At 55.5% G+C, this 19,085-nt stretch carries 31 protein-coding genes; 1 reads left to right on the top strand and 30 read right to left on the bottom strand.

Annotated elements, in window-relative coordinates:
- Positions 1 to 166: 166 nt before the first annotated feature.
- Entirely contained in the window at positions 167 to 3,001 is a 2,835-nt protein-coding gene (gene uvrA / locus AB4O08_RS15740; protein ID WP_010206877.1) for an excinuclease ABC subunit UvrA, read from the top strand.
- 66 nt (positions 3,002 to 3,067) lie between these two features.
- On the opposite strand, the gene bfr is transcribed toward uvrA, so the two are convergent.
- The 30 genes from bfr to rpsJ form a co-directional block, all read right to left on the bottom strand.
- Positions 3,068 to 3,532 carry a bacterioferritin gene (gene bfr, locus AB4O08_RS15735; RefSeq protein ID WP_003176400.1) on the bottom strand — a complete coding sequence of 155 codons (465 nt, stop codon included), beginning with the start codon at positions 3,530 to 3,532 and terminating at the stop codon, positions 3,068 to 3,070.
- Positions 3,533 to 3,687: 155 nt separating this feature from the next.
- Positions 3,688 to 5,136, bottom strand: a complete 1,449-nt coding sequence (locus AB4O08_RS15730; RefSeq protein WP_010206879.1) for a catalase — start codon at positions 5,134 to 5,136, stop codon at positions 3,688 to 3,690.
- A 238-nt stretch (positions 5,137 to 5,374) separates the two neighbouring features.
- Positions 5,375 to 5,761, bottom strand: coding sequence for a 50S ribosomal protein L17 (rplQ, locus tag AB4O08_RS15725; RefSeq protein ID WP_003176402.1), 387 nt, complete (start codon positions 5,759 to 5,761; stop codon positions 5,375 to 5,377).
- Positions 5,762 to 5,802: 41 nt separating this feature from the next.
- Positions 5,803 to 6,804, bottom strand: a complete 1,002-nt coding sequence (locus AB4O08_RS15720) for a DNA-directed RNA polymerase subunit alpha (protein WP_003176403.1) — start codon at positions 6,802 to 6,804, stop codon at positions 5,803 to 5,805.
- A gap of 22 nt (positions 6,805 to 6,826) precedes the next feature.
- A complete protein-coding gene (rpsD, locus tag AB4O08_RS15715) occupies positions 6,827 to 7,447 on the bottom strand; it encodes a 30S ribosomal protein S4 (RefSeq protein WP_003176404.1) in 621 nt (206 codons plus the stop codon).
- An 18-nt stretch (positions 7,448 to 7,465) separates the two neighbouring features.
- Positions 7,466 to 7,855 carry a 30S ribosomal protein S11 gene (gene rpsK / locus AB4O08_RS15710; protein WP_002555466.1) on the bottom strand — a complete coding sequence of 130 codons (390 nt, stop codon included), beginning with the start codon at positions 7,853 to 7,855 and terminating at the stop codon, positions 7,466 to 7,468.
- A 30-nt stretch (positions 7,856 to 7,885) separates the two neighbouring features.
- Positions 7,886 to 8,242 (bottom strand): 30S ribosomal protein S13, encoded by a 357-nt coding sequence (gene rpsM, locus AB4O08_RS15705; protein ID WP_003194635.1) that lies wholly within the window; start codon positions 8,240 to 8,242, stop codon positions 7,886 to 7,888.
- 129 nt (positions 8,243 to 8,371) lie between these two features.
- The gene (rpmJ, locus tag AB4O08_RS15700; protein WP_002555468.1) at positions 8,372 to 8,488 is read right to left on the bottom strand and encodes a 50S ribosomal protein L36; all 117 of its coding nucleotides are present in this window, start codon (positions 8,486 to 8,488) and stop codon (positions 8,372 to 8,374) included.
- 28 nt (positions 8,489 to 8,516) lie between these two features.
- A complete protein-coding gene (gene secY, locus AB4O08_RS15695) occupies positions 8,517 to 9,845 on the bottom strand; it encodes a preprotein translocase subunit SecY (RefSeq protein WP_003194637.1) in 1,329 nt (442 codons plus the stop codon).
- Positions 9,846 to 10,283 (bottom strand): 50S ribosomal protein L15, encoded by a 438-nt coding sequence (rplO, locus tag AB4O08_RS15690; RefSeq protein ID WP_003176407.1) that lies wholly within the window; start codon positions 10,281 to 10,283, stop codon positions 9,846 to 9,848.
- A gap of 3 nt (positions 10,284 to 10,286) precedes the next feature.
- Entirely contained in the window at positions 10,287 to 10,463 is a 177-nt protein-coding gene (rpmD, locus tag AB4O08_RS15685) for a 50S ribosomal protein L30 (RefSeq protein WP_003176408.1), read from the bottom strand.
- A gap of 2 nt (positions 10,464 to 10,465) precedes the next feature.
- On the bottom strand, positions 10,466 to 10,966 hold the full coding sequence (gene rpsE / locus AB4O08_RS15680; RefSeq protein WP_003176409.1) for a 30S ribosomal protein S5: 501 nt from the start codon (positions 10,964 to 10,966) through the stop codon (positions 10,466 to 10,468).
- 3 nt (positions 10,967 to 10,969) lie between these two features.
- Positions 10,970 to 11,320, bottom strand: a complete 351-nt coding sequence (gene rplR, locus AB4O08_RS15675) for a 50S ribosomal protein L18 (protein ID WP_003186037.1) — start codon at positions 11,318 to 11,320, stop codon at positions 10,970 to 10,972.
- A gap of 10 nt (positions 11,321 to 11,330) precedes the next feature.
- Positions 11,331 to 11,864 carry a 50S ribosomal protein L6 gene (rplF, locus tag AB4O08_RS15670; RefSeq protein ID WP_003194640.1) on the bottom strand — a complete coding sequence of 178 codons (534 nt, stop codon included), beginning with the start codon at positions 11,862 to 11,864 and terminating at the stop codon, positions 11,331 to 11,333.
- A gap of 12 nt (positions 11,865 to 11,876) precedes the next feature.
- On the bottom strand, positions 11,877 to 12,269 hold the full coding sequence (gene rpsH, locus AB4O08_RS15665) for a 30S ribosomal protein S8 (RefSeq protein WP_010206883.1): 393 nt from the start codon (positions 12,267 to 12,269) through the stop codon (positions 11,877 to 11,879).
- 206 nt (positions 12,270 to 12,475) lie between these two features.
- Positions 12,476 to 12,781: a 30S ribosomal protein S14 gene (gene rpsN, locus AB4O08_RS15660; protein ID WP_003176414.1), complete on the bottom strand. Its 306-nt coding sequence runs from the start codon at positions 12,779 to 12,781 to the stop codon at positions 12,476 to 12,478.
- A gap of 13 nt (positions 12,782 to 12,794) precedes the next feature.
- Positions 12,795 to 13,334: a 50S ribosomal protein L5 gene (gene rplE / locus AB4O08_RS15655; RefSeq protein WP_003194642.1), complete on the bottom strand. Its 540-nt coding sequence runs from the start codon at positions 13,332 to 13,334 to the stop codon at positions 12,795 to 12,797.
- Between the two features lie 22 nt (positions 13,335 to 13,356).
- A complete protein-coding gene (gene rplX / locus AB4O08_RS15650; protein ID WP_003176416.1) occupies positions 13,357 to 13,671 on the bottom strand; it encodes a 50S ribosomal protein L24 in 315 nt (104 codons plus the stop codon).
- An 11-nt stretch (positions 13,672 to 13,682) separates the two neighbouring features.
- Positions 13,683 to 14,051: a 50S ribosomal protein L14 gene (gene rplN / locus AB4O08_RS15645; protein ID WP_002555479.1), complete on the bottom strand. Its 369-nt coding sequence runs from the start codon at positions 14,049 to 14,051 to the stop codon at positions 13,683 to 13,685.
- Positions 14,052 to 14,074: 23 nt separating this feature from the next.
- Entirely contained in the window at positions 14,075 to 14,341 is a 267-nt protein-coding gene (gene rpsQ, locus AB4O08_RS15640; protein ID WP_003176419.1) for a 30S ribosomal protein S17, read from the bottom strand.
- Positions 14,342 to 14,343: 2 nt separating this feature from the next.
- A complete protein-coding gene (rpmC, locus tag AB4O08_RS15635; RefSeq protein ID WP_002555481.1) occupies positions 14,344 to 14,535 on the bottom strand; it encodes a 50S ribosomal protein L29 in 192 nt (63 codons plus the stop codon).
- Positions 14,535 to 14,948, bottom strand: a complete 414-nt coding sequence (gene rplP, locus AB4O08_RS15630; RefSeq protein ID WP_003176421.1) for a 50S ribosomal protein L16 — start codon at positions 14,946 to 14,948, stop codon at positions 14,535 to 14,537. Before rplP ends, rpmC begins: the two co-directional genes overlap by 1 nt.
- Before the next feature lie 12 nt (positions 14,949 to 14,960).
- A complete protein-coding gene (rpsC, locus tag AB4O08_RS15625; RefSeq protein WP_003176422.1) occupies positions 14,961 to 15,647 on the bottom strand; it encodes a 30S ribosomal protein S3 in 687 nt (228 codons plus the stop codon).
- 13 nt (positions 15,648 to 15,660) lie between these two features.
- Positions 15,661 to 15,993, bottom strand: a complete 333-nt coding sequence (gene rplV, locus AB4O08_RS15620; protein ID WP_003103908.1) for a 50S ribosomal protein L22 — start codon at positions 15,991 to 15,993, stop codon at positions 15,661 to 15,663.
- 11 nt (positions 15,994 to 16,004) lie between these two features.
- Complete coding sequence (gene rpsS / locus AB4O08_RS15615) at positions 16,005 to 16,280, bottom strand: 30S ribosomal protein S19 (RefSeq protein WP_003232420.1); 276 nt, start codon at positions 16,278 to 16,280, stop codon at positions 16,005 to 16,007.
- Positions 16,281 to 16,296: 16 nt separating this feature from the next.
- Positions 16,297 to 17,121, bottom strand: a complete 825-nt coding sequence (rplB, locus tag AB4O08_RS15610) for a 50S ribosomal protein L2 (RefSeq protein WP_003186055.1) — start codon at positions 17,119 to 17,121, stop codon at positions 16,297 to 16,299.
- Between the two features lie 14 nt (positions 17,122 to 17,135).
- The gene (gene rplW / locus AB4O08_RS15605; RefSeq protein WP_002555488.1) at positions 17,136 to 17,435 is read right to left on the bottom strand and encodes a 50S ribosomal protein L23; all 300 of its coding nucleotides are present in this window, start codon (positions 17,433 to 17,435) and stop codon (positions 17,136 to 17,138) included.
- Positions 17,432 to 18,034 carry a 50S ribosomal protein L4 gene (rplD, locus tag AB4O08_RS15600; RefSeq protein ID WP_003176424.1) on the bottom strand — a complete coding sequence of 201 codons (603 nt, stop codon included), beginning with the start codon at positions 18,032 to 18,034 and terminating at the stop codon, positions 17,432 to 17,434. Before rplD ends, rplW begins: the two co-directional genes overlap by 4 nt.
- Positions 18,035 to 18,046: 12 nt before the next feature.
- Positions 18,047 to 18,682, bottom strand: coding sequence for a 50S ribosomal protein L3 (gene rplC, locus AB4O08_RS15595; protein WP_003194649.1), 636 nt, complete (start codon positions 18,680 to 18,682; stop codon positions 18,047 to 18,049).
- Positions 18,683 to 18,763: 81 nt separating this feature from the next.
- Entirely contained in the window at positions 18,764 to 19,075 is a 312-nt protein-coding gene (gene rpsJ, locus AB4O08_RS15590) for a 30S ribosomal protein S10 (RefSeq protein ID WP_003186070.1), read from the bottom strand.
- Positions 19,076 to 19,085: the final 10 nt, after the last annotated feature.

The raw sequence follows: 19,085 nt of genomic DNA, 5'->3' as shown, positions 1-19,085 counted from the left end.
TGTGAACCGGCGGCGATTCTACCAGTCCCATCGATTGAGAGGGTATATGCGGCGCTTTGCCGCGCAGCTTTCATCTAAGGCTGCAAGCGGCCTTTTGACAGTGTATATTCATCCAGTCTTTAGCCGTATACTCCGGCATTATTTACGCCCGCCGTGCGAGGCCATCTTGGACAAGATCCTGATTCGTGGGGCTAGAACCCACAACCTGAAGAACATCGACCTGACCCTGCCCCGGGACAAACTGATCGTCATCACCGGTTTGTCCGGGTCCGGCAAATCGTCCCTGGCGTTCGACACGCTGTATGCCGAAGGCCAGCGTCGCTATGTGGAATCGCTGTCGGCCTATGCCCGCCAGTTCCTGTCGATGATGGAAAAGCCCGACGTCGACACCATTGAAGGCCTGTCGCCGGCGATCTCCATCGAACAGAAGTCGACCTCCCATAACCCGCGCTCCACCGTGGGCACCATCACCGAAATCTACGACTACCTGCGCCTGCTGTATGCACGTGTGGGTATTCCGCGTTGCCCGGACCACGACATTCCCCTGGAAGCCCAGACAGTCAGCCAGATGGTCGACCTGGTGCTGGCCCAGCCGGAAGGCGCCAAGCTGATGCTGCTGGCACCGGTGATCCGTGAGCGCAAGGGTGAACACCTTTCCGTCTTCGAAGAGCTGCGGGCGCAAGGTTTTGTACGTGCACGCATCAACGGCAAGCTCTATGAGCTGGACGAGGCGCCGAAGCTCGACAAGCAGAAGAAGCACTCGATCGATGTGGTCGTTGACCGTTTCAAAGTGCGCGCCGATCTGCAGCAGCGCCTGGCGGAATCCTTCGAAACCGCGTTGAAGCTGGCCGACGGCATTGCACTCGTGGCGCCGATGGACGACGAGCCGGGCGAAGAGATCATCTTCTCCGCGCGCTTTGCCTGCCCGATCTGCGGCCACGCCATCAGCGAGCTTGAACCCAAGCTGTTCTCCTTCAACAACCCGGCCGGCGCCTGCCCGACCTGTGATGGCCTGGGGGTGAAGCAGTTCTTCGACATCAAGCGCCTGGTCAACGGTGACATGACGCTGGCGGAGGGGGCGATACGCGGCTGGGATCGGCGCAACGTTTACTACTTCCAGATGCTGGGGTCGTTGGCGTCGCATTACAAATTCAGCCTGGAGGTACCGTTCAACCAACTGCCGGCGGACCAGCAGAAGGTCATCTTGCACGGCAGTGGTTCGCAGAACGTCGACTTCAAGTACCTGAACGACCGTGGCGATATCGTCAAGCGCTCGCACCCGTTCGAAGGCATCGTGCCGAACCTGGAGCGTCGCTACCGCGAGACAGAATCGGCCAGCGTGCGCGAAGAACTGGCGAAATTCCTCAGCACACAACCTTGCCCGGATTGCCGCGGCACTCGCCTGCGTCGTGAGGCGCGGCATGTGTGGGTGGGCGAGAAAACATTGCCGGCGGTGACCAACCTGCCGATCGGTGATGCCTGCGAATACTTTGGCGTACTCAAGCTGACCGGCCGCCGTGGAGAAATCGCCGACAAGATCCTCAAGGAGATTCGCGAGCGGTTGCAGTTCCTGGTCAACGTTGGCCTGGATTACCTCTCTCTGGACCGCAGCGCCGATACCTTGTCCGGCGGTGAAGCACAGCGCATCCGCCTGGCCAGCCAGATCGGCGCCGGCCTTGTGGGTGTGTTGTACATCCTCGACGAACCGTCGATTGGCCTGCACCAGCGCGACAACGATCGCCTGCTGGGTACGTTGAAACACCTGCGGGATATCGGCAACACGGTGATTGTGGTCGAACACGATGAAGACGCGATTCGCCTGGCGGATTACGTGGTTGATATCGGCCCGGGCGCCGGTGTGCATGGCGGACATATTGTCGCTGAAGGCACCCCGGCCGAAGTCATGGCTCACCCGGACTCGCTGACCGGCAAATACTTGTCTGGCCGCGTCAAGATCGAAGTGCCGGCCAAACGCACACCGCGTAACAAGAAGCTGGCGCTGCACCTCAAGGGCGCACGCGGTAACAACTTGCGCAATGTCGACTTGGAAATTCCAATTGGTTTGCTGACATGCGTGACCGGTGTTTCCGGCTCAGGTAAATCGACGCTCATAAACAACACGTTGTTTCCCTTGAGTGCCACTGCCCTGAACGGCGCGACCACCTTGGAAGCGGCGGCGCACGACAGCATCAAAGGCCTGGAACACCTGGATAAGGTGGTCGACATCGACCAAAGCCCGATTGGCCGGACGCCACGTTCCAACCCGGCGACCTACACCGGTTTGTTCACGCCCATTCGTGAACTGTTTGCCGGTGTTCCGGAATCCCGCTCACGGGGTTACGGGCCGGGTCGGTTCTCGTTCAACGTCAAGGGCGGACGCTGCGAAGCGTGCCAGGGCGACGGCTTGATCAAGGTGGAAATGCACTTCCTGCCGGACATCTACGTGCCGTGCGATGTGTGCAAAAGCAAGCGCTACAACCGCGAGACCCTGGAGATCAAGTACAAGGGCAAGAGCATCCACGAAACCCTGGAGATGACCATCGAGGAAGCGCGGGTGTTCTTCGACGCAGTTCCGGCGTTGGCGCGCAAACTGCAGACGCTGATGGACGTGGGTTTGTCGTATATCAAGCTGGGTCAGTCGGCGACCACGCTGTCAGGTGGTGAGGCGCAGCGGGTGAAGTTGTCTCGCGAGCTGTCAAAACGCGATACCGGCAAGACCCTGTATATCCTCGATGAGCCGACCACGGGCCTGCACTTCGCGGATATACAGCAATTGCTGGACGTGCTGCACCGCCTGCGCGACCACGGCAACACCGTGGTGGTAATCGAGCACAACCTTGATGTGATCAAGACGGCCGATTGGCTGGTGGACCTGGGGCCGGAAGGCGGTTCCAAGGGTGGCCAGATCATTGCCGTAGGCACGCCGGAGCAGGTCTCCGAAATGCCGCAGTCGCATACCGGTTACTACCTGAAGCCGTTGCTGGAACGCGACCGGGCCTGACCTTTTCAGGCCCAATGAAAAGCCCCTGTCACCTTGCGGTGACAGGGGCTTTTTTGTAGCCGGAAATCAGAACTGCGATTGCAGGTAATTCTCCAGGCCGATCAGCTTGATCAGGCCCAACTGCTTTTCAAGCCAGTAGGTGTGATCTTCTTCGGTGTCATTCAACTGCACCCGCAGGATTTCCCGGGTGACATAGTCGTTGTGCTGCTCGCAGAGTTCGATGCCTTTGCAGAGCGCGGCACGGACCTTGTACTCGAGGCGCAGGTCGGCAGCGAGCATGTCAGGTACGGTTGTGCCCACGTCCAGATCATCGGGACGCATACGCGGCGTGCCTTCGAGCATGAGGATACGGCGCATCAGTGCGTCGGCGTGCTGTGCCTCTTCTTCCATCTCATGGTTGATACGCTCGTAGAGCTCGGTAAAGCCCCAGTCTTCGTACATACGCGAGTGGATGAAATATTGGTCACGAGCCGCCAGTTCGCCCGTCAGCAACGTGTTGAGGTAATCGATTACGTCGGGGTGACCTTGCATCGCCCTACATCTCCCTGCTTGAAAGTCTGTAGTTTGAACCATGATGACCTGAAGGTCACGGGACCAACGGCAGAAAAGTGAAGATTTCCGGAGAAAAGTAGCTGAAATAACGCAAAAACCGCCCAAATGAGGGCGGTTCTGCTTATCGTTTAGAGTTAGTTAAGCGATACACCCAGTGCCTTTGCGATTGCTTCTCCATAAGCAGGATCTGCCTTGTAGAAGTGCTGCAATTGACGCTGGACCACATCACTGGAAACGCCGCCCATTGCTCCGGCGATATTGCTGGTGAGCAAGGCTTTCTGCTCATCGTTCATCAGGCGGAACAGCGCACCGGCGTGGCTGTAGTAGTCAGTGTCTTCCCGGTGATCGTAACGATCTGCCGCACCGCTCAAGGCCAAAGCAGGCTCAGCGTATTGAGGGGCTTGTTTCGGCGCATCGGCGTAGCTGTTCGGCTCGTAGTTGGGCGCTGCGCCACCGTTGCTGCCGAATGCCATCGAACCATCGCGCTGGTAGCTGTTCACCGGGCTACGTGGGGCGTTCACCGGCAGTTGCTGGTGGTTGGTGCCAACACGGTAGCGGTGGGCATCTGCATACGCGAACACACGGCCTTGCAACATACGGTCTGGCGACAGGCCTACACCTGGAACCATGTTGCTAGGCCCGAACGCAGCCTGTTCCACTTCAGCGAAGTAGTTTTGTGGGTTGCGATTAAGCTCCAGTTCTCCGACTTCGATCAGCGGAAACTCCTTCTGCGACCAGGTTTTGGTCACATCAAAAGGATTTTCGTAATGAGCGTTGGCCTGAGCCTCGGTCATGATCTGGATGCAGACACGCCATTTCGGGAAGTCACCCCGTTCGATCGCACCGAACAGATCGCGCTGGGCGTAATCAGGGTCGGTACCCGCCAGGCGTGCCGCTTCGGCCGGCGCCAGGTTCTTGATGCCTTGCTTGGTTTTGTAGTGCCACTTAACCCAGTGACGCTCACCCTTGGCGTTGATCAGGCTATAGGTGTGGCTGCCGAAGCCGTGCATGTGGCGGTAGCCGTCAGGAATACCACGGTCCGAAAACAGGATGGTGACCTGGTGCAGTGCCTCTGGGGAGTGCGACCAGAAATCCCACATCATCTGCGCGCTTTTCAGGTTGCTTTGCGGCAGGCGTTTTTGGGTGTGGATGAAGTCCGGGAACTTCAACGGATCGCGGATGAAAAACACGGGGGTGTTGTTACCCACGATGTCCCAGTTGCCTTCTTCAGTGTAGAACTTCAAGGCGAAACCACGTGGGTCGCGCTCGGTATCAGCCGAACCGCGCTCCCCCCCTACGGTGGAAAACCGCAGGAAGGTAGGGGTTTGCTTGCCAACCGACTCGAACAGCTTGGCGCTGGTGTACTGAGTGATGTCTTGGGTGACCGTGAAAGTACCGTAGGCACCCGACCCCTTCGCATGCACACGACGCTCAGGAATGTTTTCACGGTTGAAGTGAGCGAGCTTCTCGATCAGGTGAAAATCGTCGAGCAGCAGCGGACCGCGCGGGCCGGCGGATCGGGAATTCTGGTTATCCGCAACGGGCGCGCCGCTGGCGGTAGTAAGGATTTTGTTCTGGCTCATGCTCAATTTCCCTCAGGTCGGACTTGGAACTGCCGGCTAATCGGCTTGGAGGAAGTATTGATCATCAATATGACGTCTACAAATTCATTAAATTGTAGGCATCGATAGAGAATAACTACCAAACTCCCTAAACGTCATAGTGCCAAGCCAAACCCCCGGAAGCTTGTACGCATCGCGCTTTTATTACGCGCACAAAAAACCGGGCACTAGGCCCGGTTCTTCGTTACAGCTTGTCGTCTTACTCGGCGCTTACAGCTTCGCCGGCAGTAGCACGATCAACCAACTCGACGTACGCCATAGGCGCGTTGTCGCCAGCGCGGAAACCGCACTTGAGGATGCGCAGGTAGCCACCCTCACGGGTAGCGTAACGCTTGCCCAGGTCGTTGAAGAGCTTACCAACGATAGCTTTCGAACGAGTACGGTCGAAAGCCAGACGGCGGTTAGCCAGGCTGTCTGTCTTGGCCAAAGTGATCAGCGGCTCAGCAACGCGACGCAGTTCTTTAGCTTTCGGCAGTGTAGTTTTGATCAGCTCGTGCTCGAACAGCGACACCGCCATGTTTTGGAACATGGCCTTGCGGTGCGAGCTGGTACGGCTCAGGTGACGACCACTTTTACGATGACGCATGGTTCATTCCTTACCAAACTCACGTTCGGTGATTACGACGATCAGGCAGTCGCCTTGTCGTCCTTCTTAAGACTTGCAGGCGGCCAGTTGTCGAGGCGCATGCCGAGGGACAGACCGCGGGAGGCCAGAACGTCCTTGATTTCAGTCAAGGATTTCTTGCCCAGGTTCGGAGTCTTCAACAGTTCTACTTCGGTACGCTGAATCAGGTCGCCGATGTAGTAAATGTTTTCCGCCTTAAGGCAGTTAGCCGAACGTACAGTCAGTTCCAGATCGTCAACCGGGCGAAGCAGGATCGGATCGATCTCGTCTTCCTGCTCGATTACCACTGGTTCGCTGTCACCTTTGAGGTCGACGAACGCAGCCAACTGCTGTTGCAGAATGGTTGCAGCGCGGCGGATAGCCTCTTCAGGATCCAGAGTACCGTTGGTTTCCAGATCAATAACCAGCTTGTCCAGGTTAGTACGCTGTTCGACACGGGCGTTTTCAACCACGTATGCGATACGGCGAACCGGGCTGAACGAAGAGTCAAGCTGCAAGCGACCAATGCTGCGGCTTTCGTCTTCATCGCTCTGACGCGAGTCGGCCGGTTCATAACCACGACCACGAGCTACGGTGAGCTTCATGTTCAGGGCGCCGTTAGACGCCAGGTTAGCGATTACGTGATCGGGGTTAACGATCTCGACATCATGATCCAGCTGAATATCGGCAGCGGTAACCACCCCCGAACCCTTCTTCGACAAGGTCAGCGTAACTTCGTCACGGCCGTGCAGCTTGATAGCCAGACCTTTAAGGTTCAACAGGATTTCAATTACGTCTTCCTGTACACCTTCGATGGCGCTGTACTCGTGGAGCACACCGTCAATCTCGGCCTCGACTACTGCACAGCCGGGCATTGAGGACAACAGGATGCGGCGCAGCGCGTTGCCCAGGGTGTGGCCAAAACCACGCTCGAGAGGCTCGAGAGTAATTTTGGCGCGGGTTGGACTGACAACCTGCACATCAATGTGGCGGGGTGTCAGGAACTCATTTACCGAAATCTGCATGGATGCACCTATTTTCTAGCCCTTACTTGGAGTAGAGCTCGACAATCAGGCTTTCGTTGATGTCGGCGGACAGATCACTGCGAGCAGGAACGTTCTTGAAAACGCCCGACTTCTTCTCAGTGTCTACTTCTACCCATTCTACGCGGCCACGTTGGGCACACAGATCGAGAGCTTGGACAATGCGAAGTTGGTTTTTTGCTTTCTCGCGAACTGCGACCACGTCACCAGCACGAACCTGGTAGGACGGAACGTTTACGGTCTGACCGTTAACGCTGATCGACTTGTGCGATACCAGCTGACGGGATTCGGCACGAGTAGAACCAAAGCCCATACGGTATACAACGTTGTCCAGACGGCATTCGAGCAGTTGCAGCAGGTTTTCACCGGTTGCACCTTTCTTGCCAGCAGCTTCTTTGTAGTAGCCGCTGAACTGACGCTCGAGAACGCCGTAGATACGACGGACCTTCTGCTTTTCACGCAGTTGGGTGCCGTAATCGGACTGGCGACCGCGGCGTTGGCCGTGGATACCAGGTGCTGCTTCAATGTTGCACTTCGATTCGATCGCGCGCACGCCGCTCTTCAGGAAGAGATCGGTGCCTTCGCGACGAGCGAGTTTGCATTTTGGACCAATGTAACGAGCCATTCTTTACAATCTCCTGGATTACACGCGGCGCTTCTTCGGCGGACGGCACCCGTTGTGCGGGATTGGCGTCACGTCGGTGATGCTGGCGATCTTATAGCCACAGCCGTTCAAAGCACGGACAGCAGACTCACGACCTGGACCTGGACCTTTGACGTTAACGTCGAGGTTTTTCAGGCCGTATTCCAGCGCAGCTTGACCAGCACGTTCAGCAGCTACTTGAGCAGCAAACGGGGTGGACTTGCGGGAACCGCGGAAACCCGAACCACCGGAGGTAGCCCAAGAAAGCGCGTTACCTTGACGGTCGGTGATGGTCACGATGGTGTTGTTAAAAGAAGCATGGATGTGGGCGATGCCATCAACCACTGTCTTTTTAACTTTTTTACGAGGACGAGCAGCAGGTTTTGCCATGATAATTTTCCTGTCGATTCGCTGGGGCGATTACTTGCGGATCGGCTTACGCGGACCTTTACGGGTACGCGCGTTAGTCTTGGTACGCTGACCGCGTACTGGAAGACCACGACGATGACGCAGACCGCGATAGCAACCGAGGTCCATCAAACGCTTGATTTTCATGTTGATTTCGCGACGCAGGTCACCTTCAGTGGTGAACTTCGCCACTTCGCCACGCAGCTGTTCAATCTGCTCGTCGCTCAGATCCTTGATCTTAGCGGCTGGGTTTACCCCAGCAACTGCGCAAATTTTCTGCGCAGTAGTGCGACCAACACCATAGATGTAGGTCAGCGAGATAACAGTGTGCTTGTTATCTGGAATGTTAACGCCTGCAATACGGGCCATTCAGTGGGACTCCAATTGACAGCTACCTACGCCCCGGAAGCCAAGAAATAGGGCGCGAGATAATATCGCTGTAATAACAAATAATCAACCCGGCAGCGCACTAGCTGCCGGGCTTCAAGCGGATCACACTCAGCCTTGGCGCTGTTTGTGACGCGGTTCCGCGCTGCAAATTACTCGAACAACACCTTCGCGGCGAATAATCTTGCAGTTACGGCACAGCTTTTTCACCGATGCACGAACTTTCATCACCAACTCCTCGAACCTTATGGGGTACTCAGCGCAACATGCCGCTGCCGTAGCCCTTCAGGTTGGCTTTCTTCATCAGGGATTCGTACTGGTGCGAAACGAGGTGCGATTGTACTTGGGACATGAAGTCCATCACAACCACGACCACGATCAGCAACGAGGTCCCGCCAAGGTAGAACGGAACGTTTGCTGCAACCACCAGGAACTGGGGCAACAAGCACACGGCCGTCATATATAGAGCACCGAACAGGGTCAAACGAGTCAGAACACCATCAATGTAGCGTGCAGACTGCTCACCTGGACGGATGCCCGGAATAAAGGCACCGGACTTCTTCAGGTTTTCCGCTACGTCTTTCGGATTGAACATCAACGCCGTATAGAAGAAGCAGAAGAAAATAATCCCTGCACTAAACAGCAGAATATTCAACGGCTGACCAGGAGCGATCGACTGAGAGAGGTCCTGCAGCCAGCCCATATTTTCGGACTGACCAAACCAGGTACCCAACGAAGCCGGAAACAGCAAAATGCTGCTCGCGAAAATTGCCGGAATTACACCGGCCATATTCACTTTCAGCGGCAAGTGGCTGGTCTGCGCAGCAAAAACCTTGCGGCCCTGCTGACGCTTGGCGTAGTGAACAGCAATACGACGCTGGCCACGCTCAATGAACACCACAAAACCGATAATCGCTACTGCCAGCAAACCGATGGCAACCAAGGCGAAAATGTTGATATCACCCTGACGTGCAGACTCGAAAGACTGCCCAATCGCTCTCGGAAGACCGGCGACGATACCTGCGAAAATCAACATCGAGATACCGTTGCCAACACCACGCTCAGTAATCTGCTCACCCAGCCACATCATGAACATCGCACCAGCCACAAATGTGGATACCGCGACGAAATGGAAGCCAAAGTCACCAGTGAACGCAACGCCCTGCCCGGCCAGACCAACGGACATGCCGATAGCTTGGACCAAGGCGAGAACGACAGTGCCGTAGCGGGTGTACTGGCTAATCTTGCGACGGCCAGCTTCACCTTCCTTCTTCAACTGCTCCAGCTGCGGGCTGACGGCGGTCATCAGTTGCATGATGATCGATGCCGAAATGTACGGCATGATCCCCAATGCAAAAATGCTCATCCGTTCCAGCGCGCCGCCGGAAAACATGTTGAACAAGCTAAGAATGGTCCCCTCATTCTGTCGAAACAGGTCTGCGAGTCGGTCCGGGTTGATACCTGGAACCGGGATGTGTGCGCCTATTCGGTAGACGATAATCGCCAGGAACAGAAAACGCAGACGAGCCCAAAGTTCAGACATACCGCCTTTGCCGAGCGCTGAGAGAGCACCTTGCTTAGCCATTTATTCCTCGAACTTGCCGCCAGCTGCTTCGATAGCCGAACGCGCACCTTTGGTGGCGCCGATTCCCTTGCCGATAGTGACAGCGCGAGTCACTTCACCGGACAGCATGATTTTCACACGCTGTACGTTGACGTTGATCACGTTGGCATCTTTCAGGGTCTGCACAGTAACGATGTCGCCTTCCACTTTAGCCAGCTCGGACAGACGCACTTCTGCGCGGTCCATGGCCTTCAGGGATACGAAACCGAACTTAGGCAGGCGACGATGCAGCGGCTGTTGACCGCCTTCAAAGCCTGGAGCGATGGTGCCACCGGAGCGGGAGGTTTGACCTTTGTGGCCACGGCCACCAGTCTTACCCAAACCGCTACCGATACCACGGCCCGGACGATGCTTTTCGCGACGGGAACCCGGCGCTGGACTCAGATCATTGAGTTTCATCGATTAACCCTCTACACGCAGCATGTAGTAAGCCTTGTTGATCATCCCGCGATTCTCGGGAGTATCCTGGACTTCTACAGTGTGACCGATGCGACGCAGACCCAGACCTTTAACACACAGTTTGTGGTTAGGGATGCGGCCGGTCATGCTTTTGATCAGCGTTACTTTAACGGTAGCCATGATCAGAAGATCTCCTTGACAGTCAGGCCACGCTTGGCAGCGATGGACTCAGGAGATTGCATAGCTTTCAAACCTTTGAAAGTGGCGTGAACCACGTTTACCGGGTTAGTCGAGCCGTAGCACTTGGCCAGAACGTTCTGAACGCCAGCAACTTCGAGAACAGCACGCATAGCGCCGCCAGCGATGATACCGGTACCTTCAGAAGCAGGCTGCATGTACACCTTCGAAGCGCCATGCGCGGACTTCATTGCGTACTGCAGAGTGGTGCCGTTCAGATCAACTTGGATCATGTTGCGACGAGCAGCTTCCATTGCCTTCTGGATCGCAGCAGGCACTTCACGCGACTTGCCACGGCCGAAGCCAACACGGCCCTTACCATCACCAACCACGGTCAACGCGGTGAAAGTGAAGATACGGCCGCCTTTAACGGTTTTGGCTACGCGGTTAACTTGAACCAGCTTCTCAATGTAGCCTTCGTCGCGCTTTTGGTCGTTATTTGACATAACTTAGAACTCCAGCCCAGCTTCACGAGCAGCATCAGCCAGCGCTTTCACGCGACCGTGGTACTTGAAGCCAGAGCGGTCGAAAGCCACTTGCGAGACGCCAGCGGCCTTAGCACGCGTAGCGACCAGCTGGCCAACCTTTGTGGCCGCGTCGATGTTGCCGGTGGCACCATCACGCAGTTCTTTATCCAAAGTCGAGGCGCTTGCCAGGACTTTGTTGCCGTCGGCCGAGATGACCTGGGCGTAGATGTGCTGCGACGAGCGGAACACGCAGAGACGCACGACTTCGAGTTCGTGCATTTTCAGGCGTGCTTTGCGAGCGCGACGCAGTCGAGTAACTTTTTTGTCGGTCATTTGCTATGCCCTACTTCTTCTTGGCTTCTTTACGACGGACGACTTCGTCCGCGTAGCGCACACCTTTGCCTTTGTACGGCTCTGGTGGACGGAAGTCGCGGATCTCAGCGGCCACTTGACCTACCAGCTGCTTATCGATGCCCTTGATCAGGATATCGGTCTGGCTAGGGGTCTCAGCAGTGATGCCCGCTGGCAGTTCGTAATCCACAGGGTGCGAGAAGCCAAGGGCCAGGTTCAAAACCGTGCCTTTTGCTTGCGCTTTGTAACCAACACCGACCAGCTGGAGCTTACGCTCGAAGCCTTGGCTTACGCCTTGGACCATGTTGTTTACCAACGCACGCGTGGTACCGGCCATTGCGCGAGTTTGTTGATCGCCATTGCGAGCAGCGAAACGCAGCTCACCAGCTTCTTCAACGATCTCAACGGACGAATGGATGTTCAGTTCAAGAGTACCCTTGGCACCCTTCACCGAAAGCTGTTGGCCTGCGAATTTGACTTCGACACCGGCTGGCAGCTTAACGGGGTTCTTAGCGACGCGAGACATGCTTATCCCCCCTTAGAACACAGTGCAAAGAACTTCGCCGCCGACACCGGCAGCGCGCGCAGCACGATCCGTCATCACACCTTTGTTGGTGGAGACGATAGACACGCCCAGACCGCCACGAACTTTCGGCAGATCTTCAGCGGACTTGTACTGACGCAGGCCTGGACGGCTAACGCGCTTCACTTCCTCGATGACCGAACGGCCTTCGAAGTACTTCAGCTCGATGGACAGCAGAGCTTTAACATCGCTGCTGATCTGATAACCCGCAATGTAGCCTTCGTCTTTCAGGACTTTGGCAACAGCTACCTTCAACTTGGAAGATGGCATGCTTACGACGGACTTTTCAGCCATCTGGGCATTACGGATACGAGTTAGCATGTCCGCTAACGGGTCCTGCATACTCATGGGCTAGACGCTCCTAATACAAAAAAATTAGCCTTGCGGCTACATATGTCGCCGAGAATCTCCGGGTAAAAAACACGGGCTCAGGCGAGCCGCGTATTTTAGACACACTCCAGAAATGAAACAAGCCCCAAAAGGGGCTTGTTCCAGATTCAAGGTCACCGGCGGTCAGTATCTTGCGACATTGACCCCCTGGACGTTGAAAGTACTTACCAGCTGGCTTTAACCAGACCTGGTACGTCACCACGCATTGCCGCTTCACGCAGTTTGTTACGGCCGAGGCCGAACTTGCGGTAAACGCCGTGTGGACGACCGGTCAGGCGGCAGCGGTTACGCATGCGCGAAGCGCTTGCGTCACGTGGCTGCTTCTGCAGAGCAACTGTAGCTTCCCAACGCGCTTCTGGACTTGCGTTCAGATCAACGATGATTGCTTTCAGTGCTGCACGCTTCTTGGCGTACTTGGCAACCGTGAGCTGACGCTTCAGCTCGCGGTTTTTCATGCTCATCTTGGCCATGGTCCTACTCCAATCAGTTGCGGAACGGGAATTTGAAAGCACGCAACAGGGCGCGACCTTCATCATCGTTCTTGGCAGTGGTGGTCAGGGTGATGTCCAGACCGCGGAGAGCATCGATCTTGTCGTAGTCGATTTCCGGGAAGATGATCTGCTCTTTCACGCCCATGCTGTAGTTACCACGACCATCGAAGGACTTGGCATTCAGGCCGCGGAAGTCGCGGACCCGAGGCAGGGAGATCGACAGCAGACGATCCAGGAATTCGTACATACGCTCACGGCGCAGGGTCACTTTGACGCCGATCGGCCAACCTTCACGGACTTTAAAGCCAGCGATGGATTTCCGAGCGTAGGTCACAACGACTTTCTGGCCGGTGATCTTTTCCAGGTCAGCAACAGCGTGCTCGATGACTTTTTTGTCACCGATCGCTTCGCCCAGACCCATGTTCAGGGTGATTTTGGTAACGCGCGGAACTTCCATCACGTTCCCAAGCTTAAGTTCTTCCTTAAGCTTAGGGGCGATTTCCTTCCGGTAAATCTCTTGTAGTCGTGCCATGGTCTAATCTACCTAGCAGTGTTCAAGCATCAACCGCTTTTTGGGTCGACTTGAAGACACGAATTTTCTTACCGTCTTCTACTTTGAAACCAACGCGGTCAGCCTTGTTGGTTTCGCCGTTGAAGATGGCGACGTTAGAAGCGTCCAGCGGAGCTTCTTTCTCGACGATACCGCCCTGCACGCCCGACATCGGGTTAGGCTTGGTATGACGCTTGACCAGGTTCAGACCACCGATAACCAGACGGTTATTAGCGAGAACCTTAAGCACCTTACCGCGCTTACCTTTGTCTTTGCCGGCGATCACGATGATCTCGTCGTCACGACGAATCTTTTGCATGTCGGATCTCCTTACAGCACTTCTGGGGCGAGCGAGACGATCTTCATGAACTTCTCAGTACGAAGTTCACGGGTCACTGGCCCAAAGATACGGGTGCCGATCGGCTCTTGCTTGTTGTTCAGAAGAACAGCAGCGTTGCCATCAAAGCGGATAATGGAGCCATCAGCACGACGTACGCCGTGACGAGTGCGGACTACAACAGCAGTCATCACTTGGCCTTTTTTCACTTTACCGCGAGGAATTGCTTCCTTGACGGTAACTTTGATGATGTCACCGATACCAGCGTAACGACGATGGGAGCCACCCAGCACCTTGATGCACATAACACGGCGAGCGCCGCTGTTATCGGCCACATCGAGCATGGATTGAGTCTGAATCATATAATTTCTCCGACCCCTAGTCCTTAGACTTCCACAGCGCGTTCGAGAACATCAACCAGTGCCCAAGACTTGGTCTTGGCCAGCGGACGAGTTTCACGAATAGTGACTTTGTCGCCGATGTGGCACTGATTGGTTTCGTCGTGCGCGTGCAGCTTAGTCGAACGCTTAACGTATTTACCGTAGATCGGGTGCTTAACGCGACGCTCGATCAAAACGGTGATGGTTTTGTCCATCTTGTCGCTGACAACACGGCCAGTCAGCGTACGGACAGTCTTTTCGGCTTCAGCCATGATCACTTACCTGCCTGCTGGTTGAGCACAGTCTTCACGCGAGCGATGTCACGCTTAACTTGCGAGAGCAGATGAGACTGCCCCAACTGGCCAGTTGCTTTCTGCATACGCAGATTGAACTGGTCGCGCAGCAGGCCGAGCAGTTGCTCGTTCAGCTGCTGTGCGGATTTTTCACGAAGTTCATTCGCTTTCATCACATCACCGTCCGTTTAACAAAGGAGGTGGCGAGCGGCAGCTTTGCAGCAGCCAGGGCGAAAGCCTCACGCGCCAGCTCTTCAGAAACACCCTCGATTTCATACAGGACTTTGCCTGGCTGAATCTGGGCTACCCAGTATTCCACGTTACCCTTACCTTTACCCATCCGAACCTCGAGAGGTTTTTTGGAGATCGGCTTGTCCGGGAATACACGGATCCAGATCTTGCCGCCACGTTTTACGTGACGGGTCAGAGCACGACGCGCTGACTCGATCTGACGAGCGGTGAGACGACCACGAGCTACAGACTTCAGCGCGAACTCGCCGAAGCTGACTTTGCTACCGCGCTGAGCCAGACCACGGTTGTGGCCTGTCATCTGCTTGCGGAACTTCGTACGCTTAGGTTGCAACATTTGGCGTACCCCTTACTTAGCAGCTTTTTTACGAGGCGCTGGTGCTTGTGGTTTCAGTTCTTCTTGGCGACCACCAATTACTTCGCCTTTGAAGATCCAAACCTTTACACCGATCACACCGTAAGTGGTGTGAGCTTCGTAGTTGGCATAGTCGATGTCGGCACGCAGGGTGTGCAGTGGCACACGACCTTCGCGATACCATTCAGTACGTGCGATTTCAGCACCGCCGAGACGACCGCTCACTTGGATTTTGATGCCTTTGGCACCAATGCGCATGGCGTTCTGTACAGCGCGCTTCATAGCGCGACGGAACATTACGCGACGCTCCAGCTGCTGAGCTACGCTCTGCGCAACCAGCATACCGTCGAGCTCCGGCTTGCGGATCTCTTCGATATTGATGTGCACAGGCACACCCATTTGCTTGGTCAGGTCCTGACGCAGTTTCTCAACATCTTCACCTTTCTTCCCGATAACGATACCTGGACGAGCGGTGTGGATGGTGATACGTGCAGTTTGGGCCGGACGATGGATATCGATACGGCTTACGGACGCGCTTTTTAGTTTGTCTTGGAGATACTCACGCACCTTCAGATCAGCGAACAAATAGTCCGCATAAGTCCGACCGTCTGCGTACCAGACGGAGGTGTGCTCCTTGACGATTCCCAGGCGAATGCCAATGGGATGTACTTTCTGACCCATCTCTTCGACTCCGTTACTTGTCAGCAACCTTGACAGTGATATGGCAAGACCGCTTGACGATGCGATCAGCACGGCCTTTGGCACGTGGCATGATGCGCTTCAGCGAACGCCCTTCGTTGACGAAAACGGTACTGACCTTCAGGTCATCAACGTCTGCGCCTTCGTTATGCTCGGCGTTGGCTACGGCCGACTCCAGCACTTTCTTCATGATCTCGGCGGCTTTCTTACTGCTGAAAGCCAACAGGTTGAGCGCTTCGCCCACCTTCTTCCCGCGGATCTGGTCGGCGACCAAGCGGGCTTTCTGGGCGGAGATTCGAGCGCCCGACAACTTAGCGGCTACTTCCATTTCCTTACCCCTTAACGCTTGGCTTTCTTGTCTGCCACGTGCCCACGATAAGTGCGGGTACCGGCAAACTCGCCTAGTTTGTGGCCGACCATGTCTTCGTTCACGAGAACTGGGACGTGCAAGCGACCGTTGTGTACAGCGATGGTCAGACCGACCATTTGTGGCAGGATCATCGAACGACGCGACCAGGTCTTAACTGGTTTGCGATCGTTCTTTTCCGCCGCCACTTCGATCTTCTTCAGTAGGTGAAGATCAATAAAAGGACCTTTTTTCAGAGAACGTGGCACTGTCGTATCCCTCTATTTACTTGCGACGACGGACGATCATTTTGTCGGTACGCTTATTACCACGAGTCTTCGCGCCCTTAGTCGGGAAGCCCCATGGCGATACCGGATGACGACCACCAGAGGTACGACCTTCACCACCACCGTGTGGGTGGTCAACCGGGTTCATGGCAACACCACGAACGGTTGGGCGAACGCCACGCCAGCGTTTGGCACCAGCTTTACCCAACGAACGCAGGCTGTGCTCGGAGTTCGAGACTTCGCCCAGGGTCGCACGGCATTCAGCCAGCACTTTACGCATCTCACCAGAACGCAGACGCAGGGTCACGTAGACACCTTCACGAGCGATCAGCTGAGCCGAAGCACCAGCGGAACGAGCGATTTGCGCGCCTTTACCTGGCTTCAATTCGATGCCGTGTACGGTGCTACCAACTGGAATGTTGCGCAGTTGCAGAGCGTTGCCCGGCTTGATCGGTGCCAAGGCACCTGCGATCAGCTGGTCGCCAGCGCTCACGCCTTTAGGGGCGATGATGTAGCGACGCTCGCCATCTGCGTACAGCAGCAGAGCGATGTGAGCAGTACGGTTTGGATCGTATTCGATACGCTCGACAGTGGCAGCGATGCCATCTTTGTCGTTGCGACGGAAATCAACCAGACGATAATGCTGCTTATGGCCACCACCGATGTGACGAGTGGTAATACGACCATTGTTGTTACGACCACCAGACTTCGATTTTTTCTCGAGCAGCGGTGCGTGAGGAGCGCCTTTATGCAGCTCCTGGTTGACCACCTTGACCACAAAACGGCGGCCAGGGGAAGTCGGTTTGCATTTAACGATTGCCATGATGCACCCCTTCCTTACTCAGCACTGCTGCTGAAATCGAGATCTTGGCCTGGCTGAAGGGAGATAACTGCCTTCTTCCAGTCATTACGCTTGCCCAGACCGCGAGCAGTGCGCTTGCTCTTACCCAGAACATTCAGGGTAGTAACACGCTCTACTTTCACGCTGAACAGGCTTTCGACGGCCTTCTTGATTTCCAGCTTGGTTGCGTCAGTTGCAACCTTGAAAACGAACTGGCCTTTCTTGTCAGCCAGAACCGTAGCCTTTTCGGAAACGTGCGGGCCAAGCAGAACTTTAAATACGCGTTCCTGGTTCATCCCAGCAGCTCCTCGAATTTCTTCACGGCCGACACGGTGATCAACACCTTGTCGTATGCGATCAGACTAACTGGATCGGAACCTTGCACGTCACGTACATCAACGTGTGGCAGGTTACGAGCAGCCAGGTACAGGTTCTGATCAACAGCTTCAGACACGATCAAAACATCGGTCAGGCTCATGTTGTTCAGTTTGCCCAGCAGATCTTTGGTTTTCGGGCTTTCAACAGCGAAGTCCTGAACCACGACCAGACGGTCAGTACGCACCAGTTCAGCAAGGATGGAGCGCAGAGCTGCGCGGTACATCTTCTTGTTGAGCTTCTGCGAGTGATCCTGCGGACGAGCTGCGAAAGTGGTACCACCGCCACGCCAGATTGGGCTACGGATAGTACCGGCACGAGCACGGCCAGTACCTTTCTGACGCCAAGGGCGCTTACCGCCACCACGTACGTCGGAACGGGTCTTTTGCTGCTTGCTACCTTGACGGCCGCCGGCCATGTAGGCCACGACTGCTTGGTGAACCAGCGTCTCGTTGAATTCGCCGCCAAATGTCAGTTCGGAAACTTCGATCGCTTGAGCGTCATTTACATTTAATTGCATGTCAGCTTCCCCTTAACCGCGAGCCTTGGCCGCTGGACGTACAACCAGGTTGCCGCCAGTAGCGCCAGGAACAGCACCCTTGACCAACAACAGATTGCGTTCAGCGTCGACGCGCACTACTTCGAGGGACTGCACGGTCACGCGCTCAGCGCCCATATGACCGGACATTTTTTTGCCCTTGAATACACGACCAGGAGTCTGGCACTGGCCAATAGAGCCCGGGACGCGGTGGGAGACGGAGTTACCGTGAGTGTTGTCTTGGCCACGGAAATTCCAACGCTTGATCGTACCCTGGAAGCCTTTACCTTTGGACTGACCGGTTACATCAACCAGTTGACCAGCAGCGAAGATTTCAGCGTTGATCAGATCGCCAGCCTGGTAGTCGCCGTCTTCGAGACGGAACTCCATAACAGTGCGACCAGCTGCAACGTTTGCTTTAGCGAAGTGACCTGCTTGAGCAGCAGTCACACGCGAAGCACGACGCTCGCCGACAGTGACTTGCACTGCACGATAGCCATCGGTTTCTTCAGTTTTGAACTGGGTGACGCGATTCGGCTCGATCTCAATGACCGTGACCGGAATGGAGACACCTTCTTCGGTGAAAATACGGGTCATACCGCATTTACGACCGACTACACCAATAGTCATGTTGTAAACCTCATGAGTGTACGGGGCTTTCACCCGCTATGGCCGCCCATTTCAGAGCGTTACACGACTAAGACCCAAGTCTTAGCCGAGGCTGATCTGTACTTCCACACCGGCCGCCAGATCGAGCTTCATAAGTGCATCAACGGTTTTATCCGTTGGCTGGACGATGTCCAGCACGCGCTTATGAGTACGGATCTCGTACTGGTCACGCGCGTCTTTGTTGACGTGCGGGGAGACCAGAACGGTGAACCGCTCTTTACGGGTAGGCAGTGGAATTGGACCACGCACTTGAGCACCAGTACGTTTCGCGGTTTCCACGATTTCCTGGGTGGATTGGTCGATCAGGCGATGGTCAAAAGCCTTCAACCTGATACGGATTTGCTGATTTTGCATTGGATTTCAG

The sequence above is a fragment of the Pseudomonas sp. H3_E07 genome, assembly GCF_054668895.1.
Note: the sequence above shows the minus strand (reverse complement) of the source record. Positions and strands in the feature narration are given on the sequence as shown.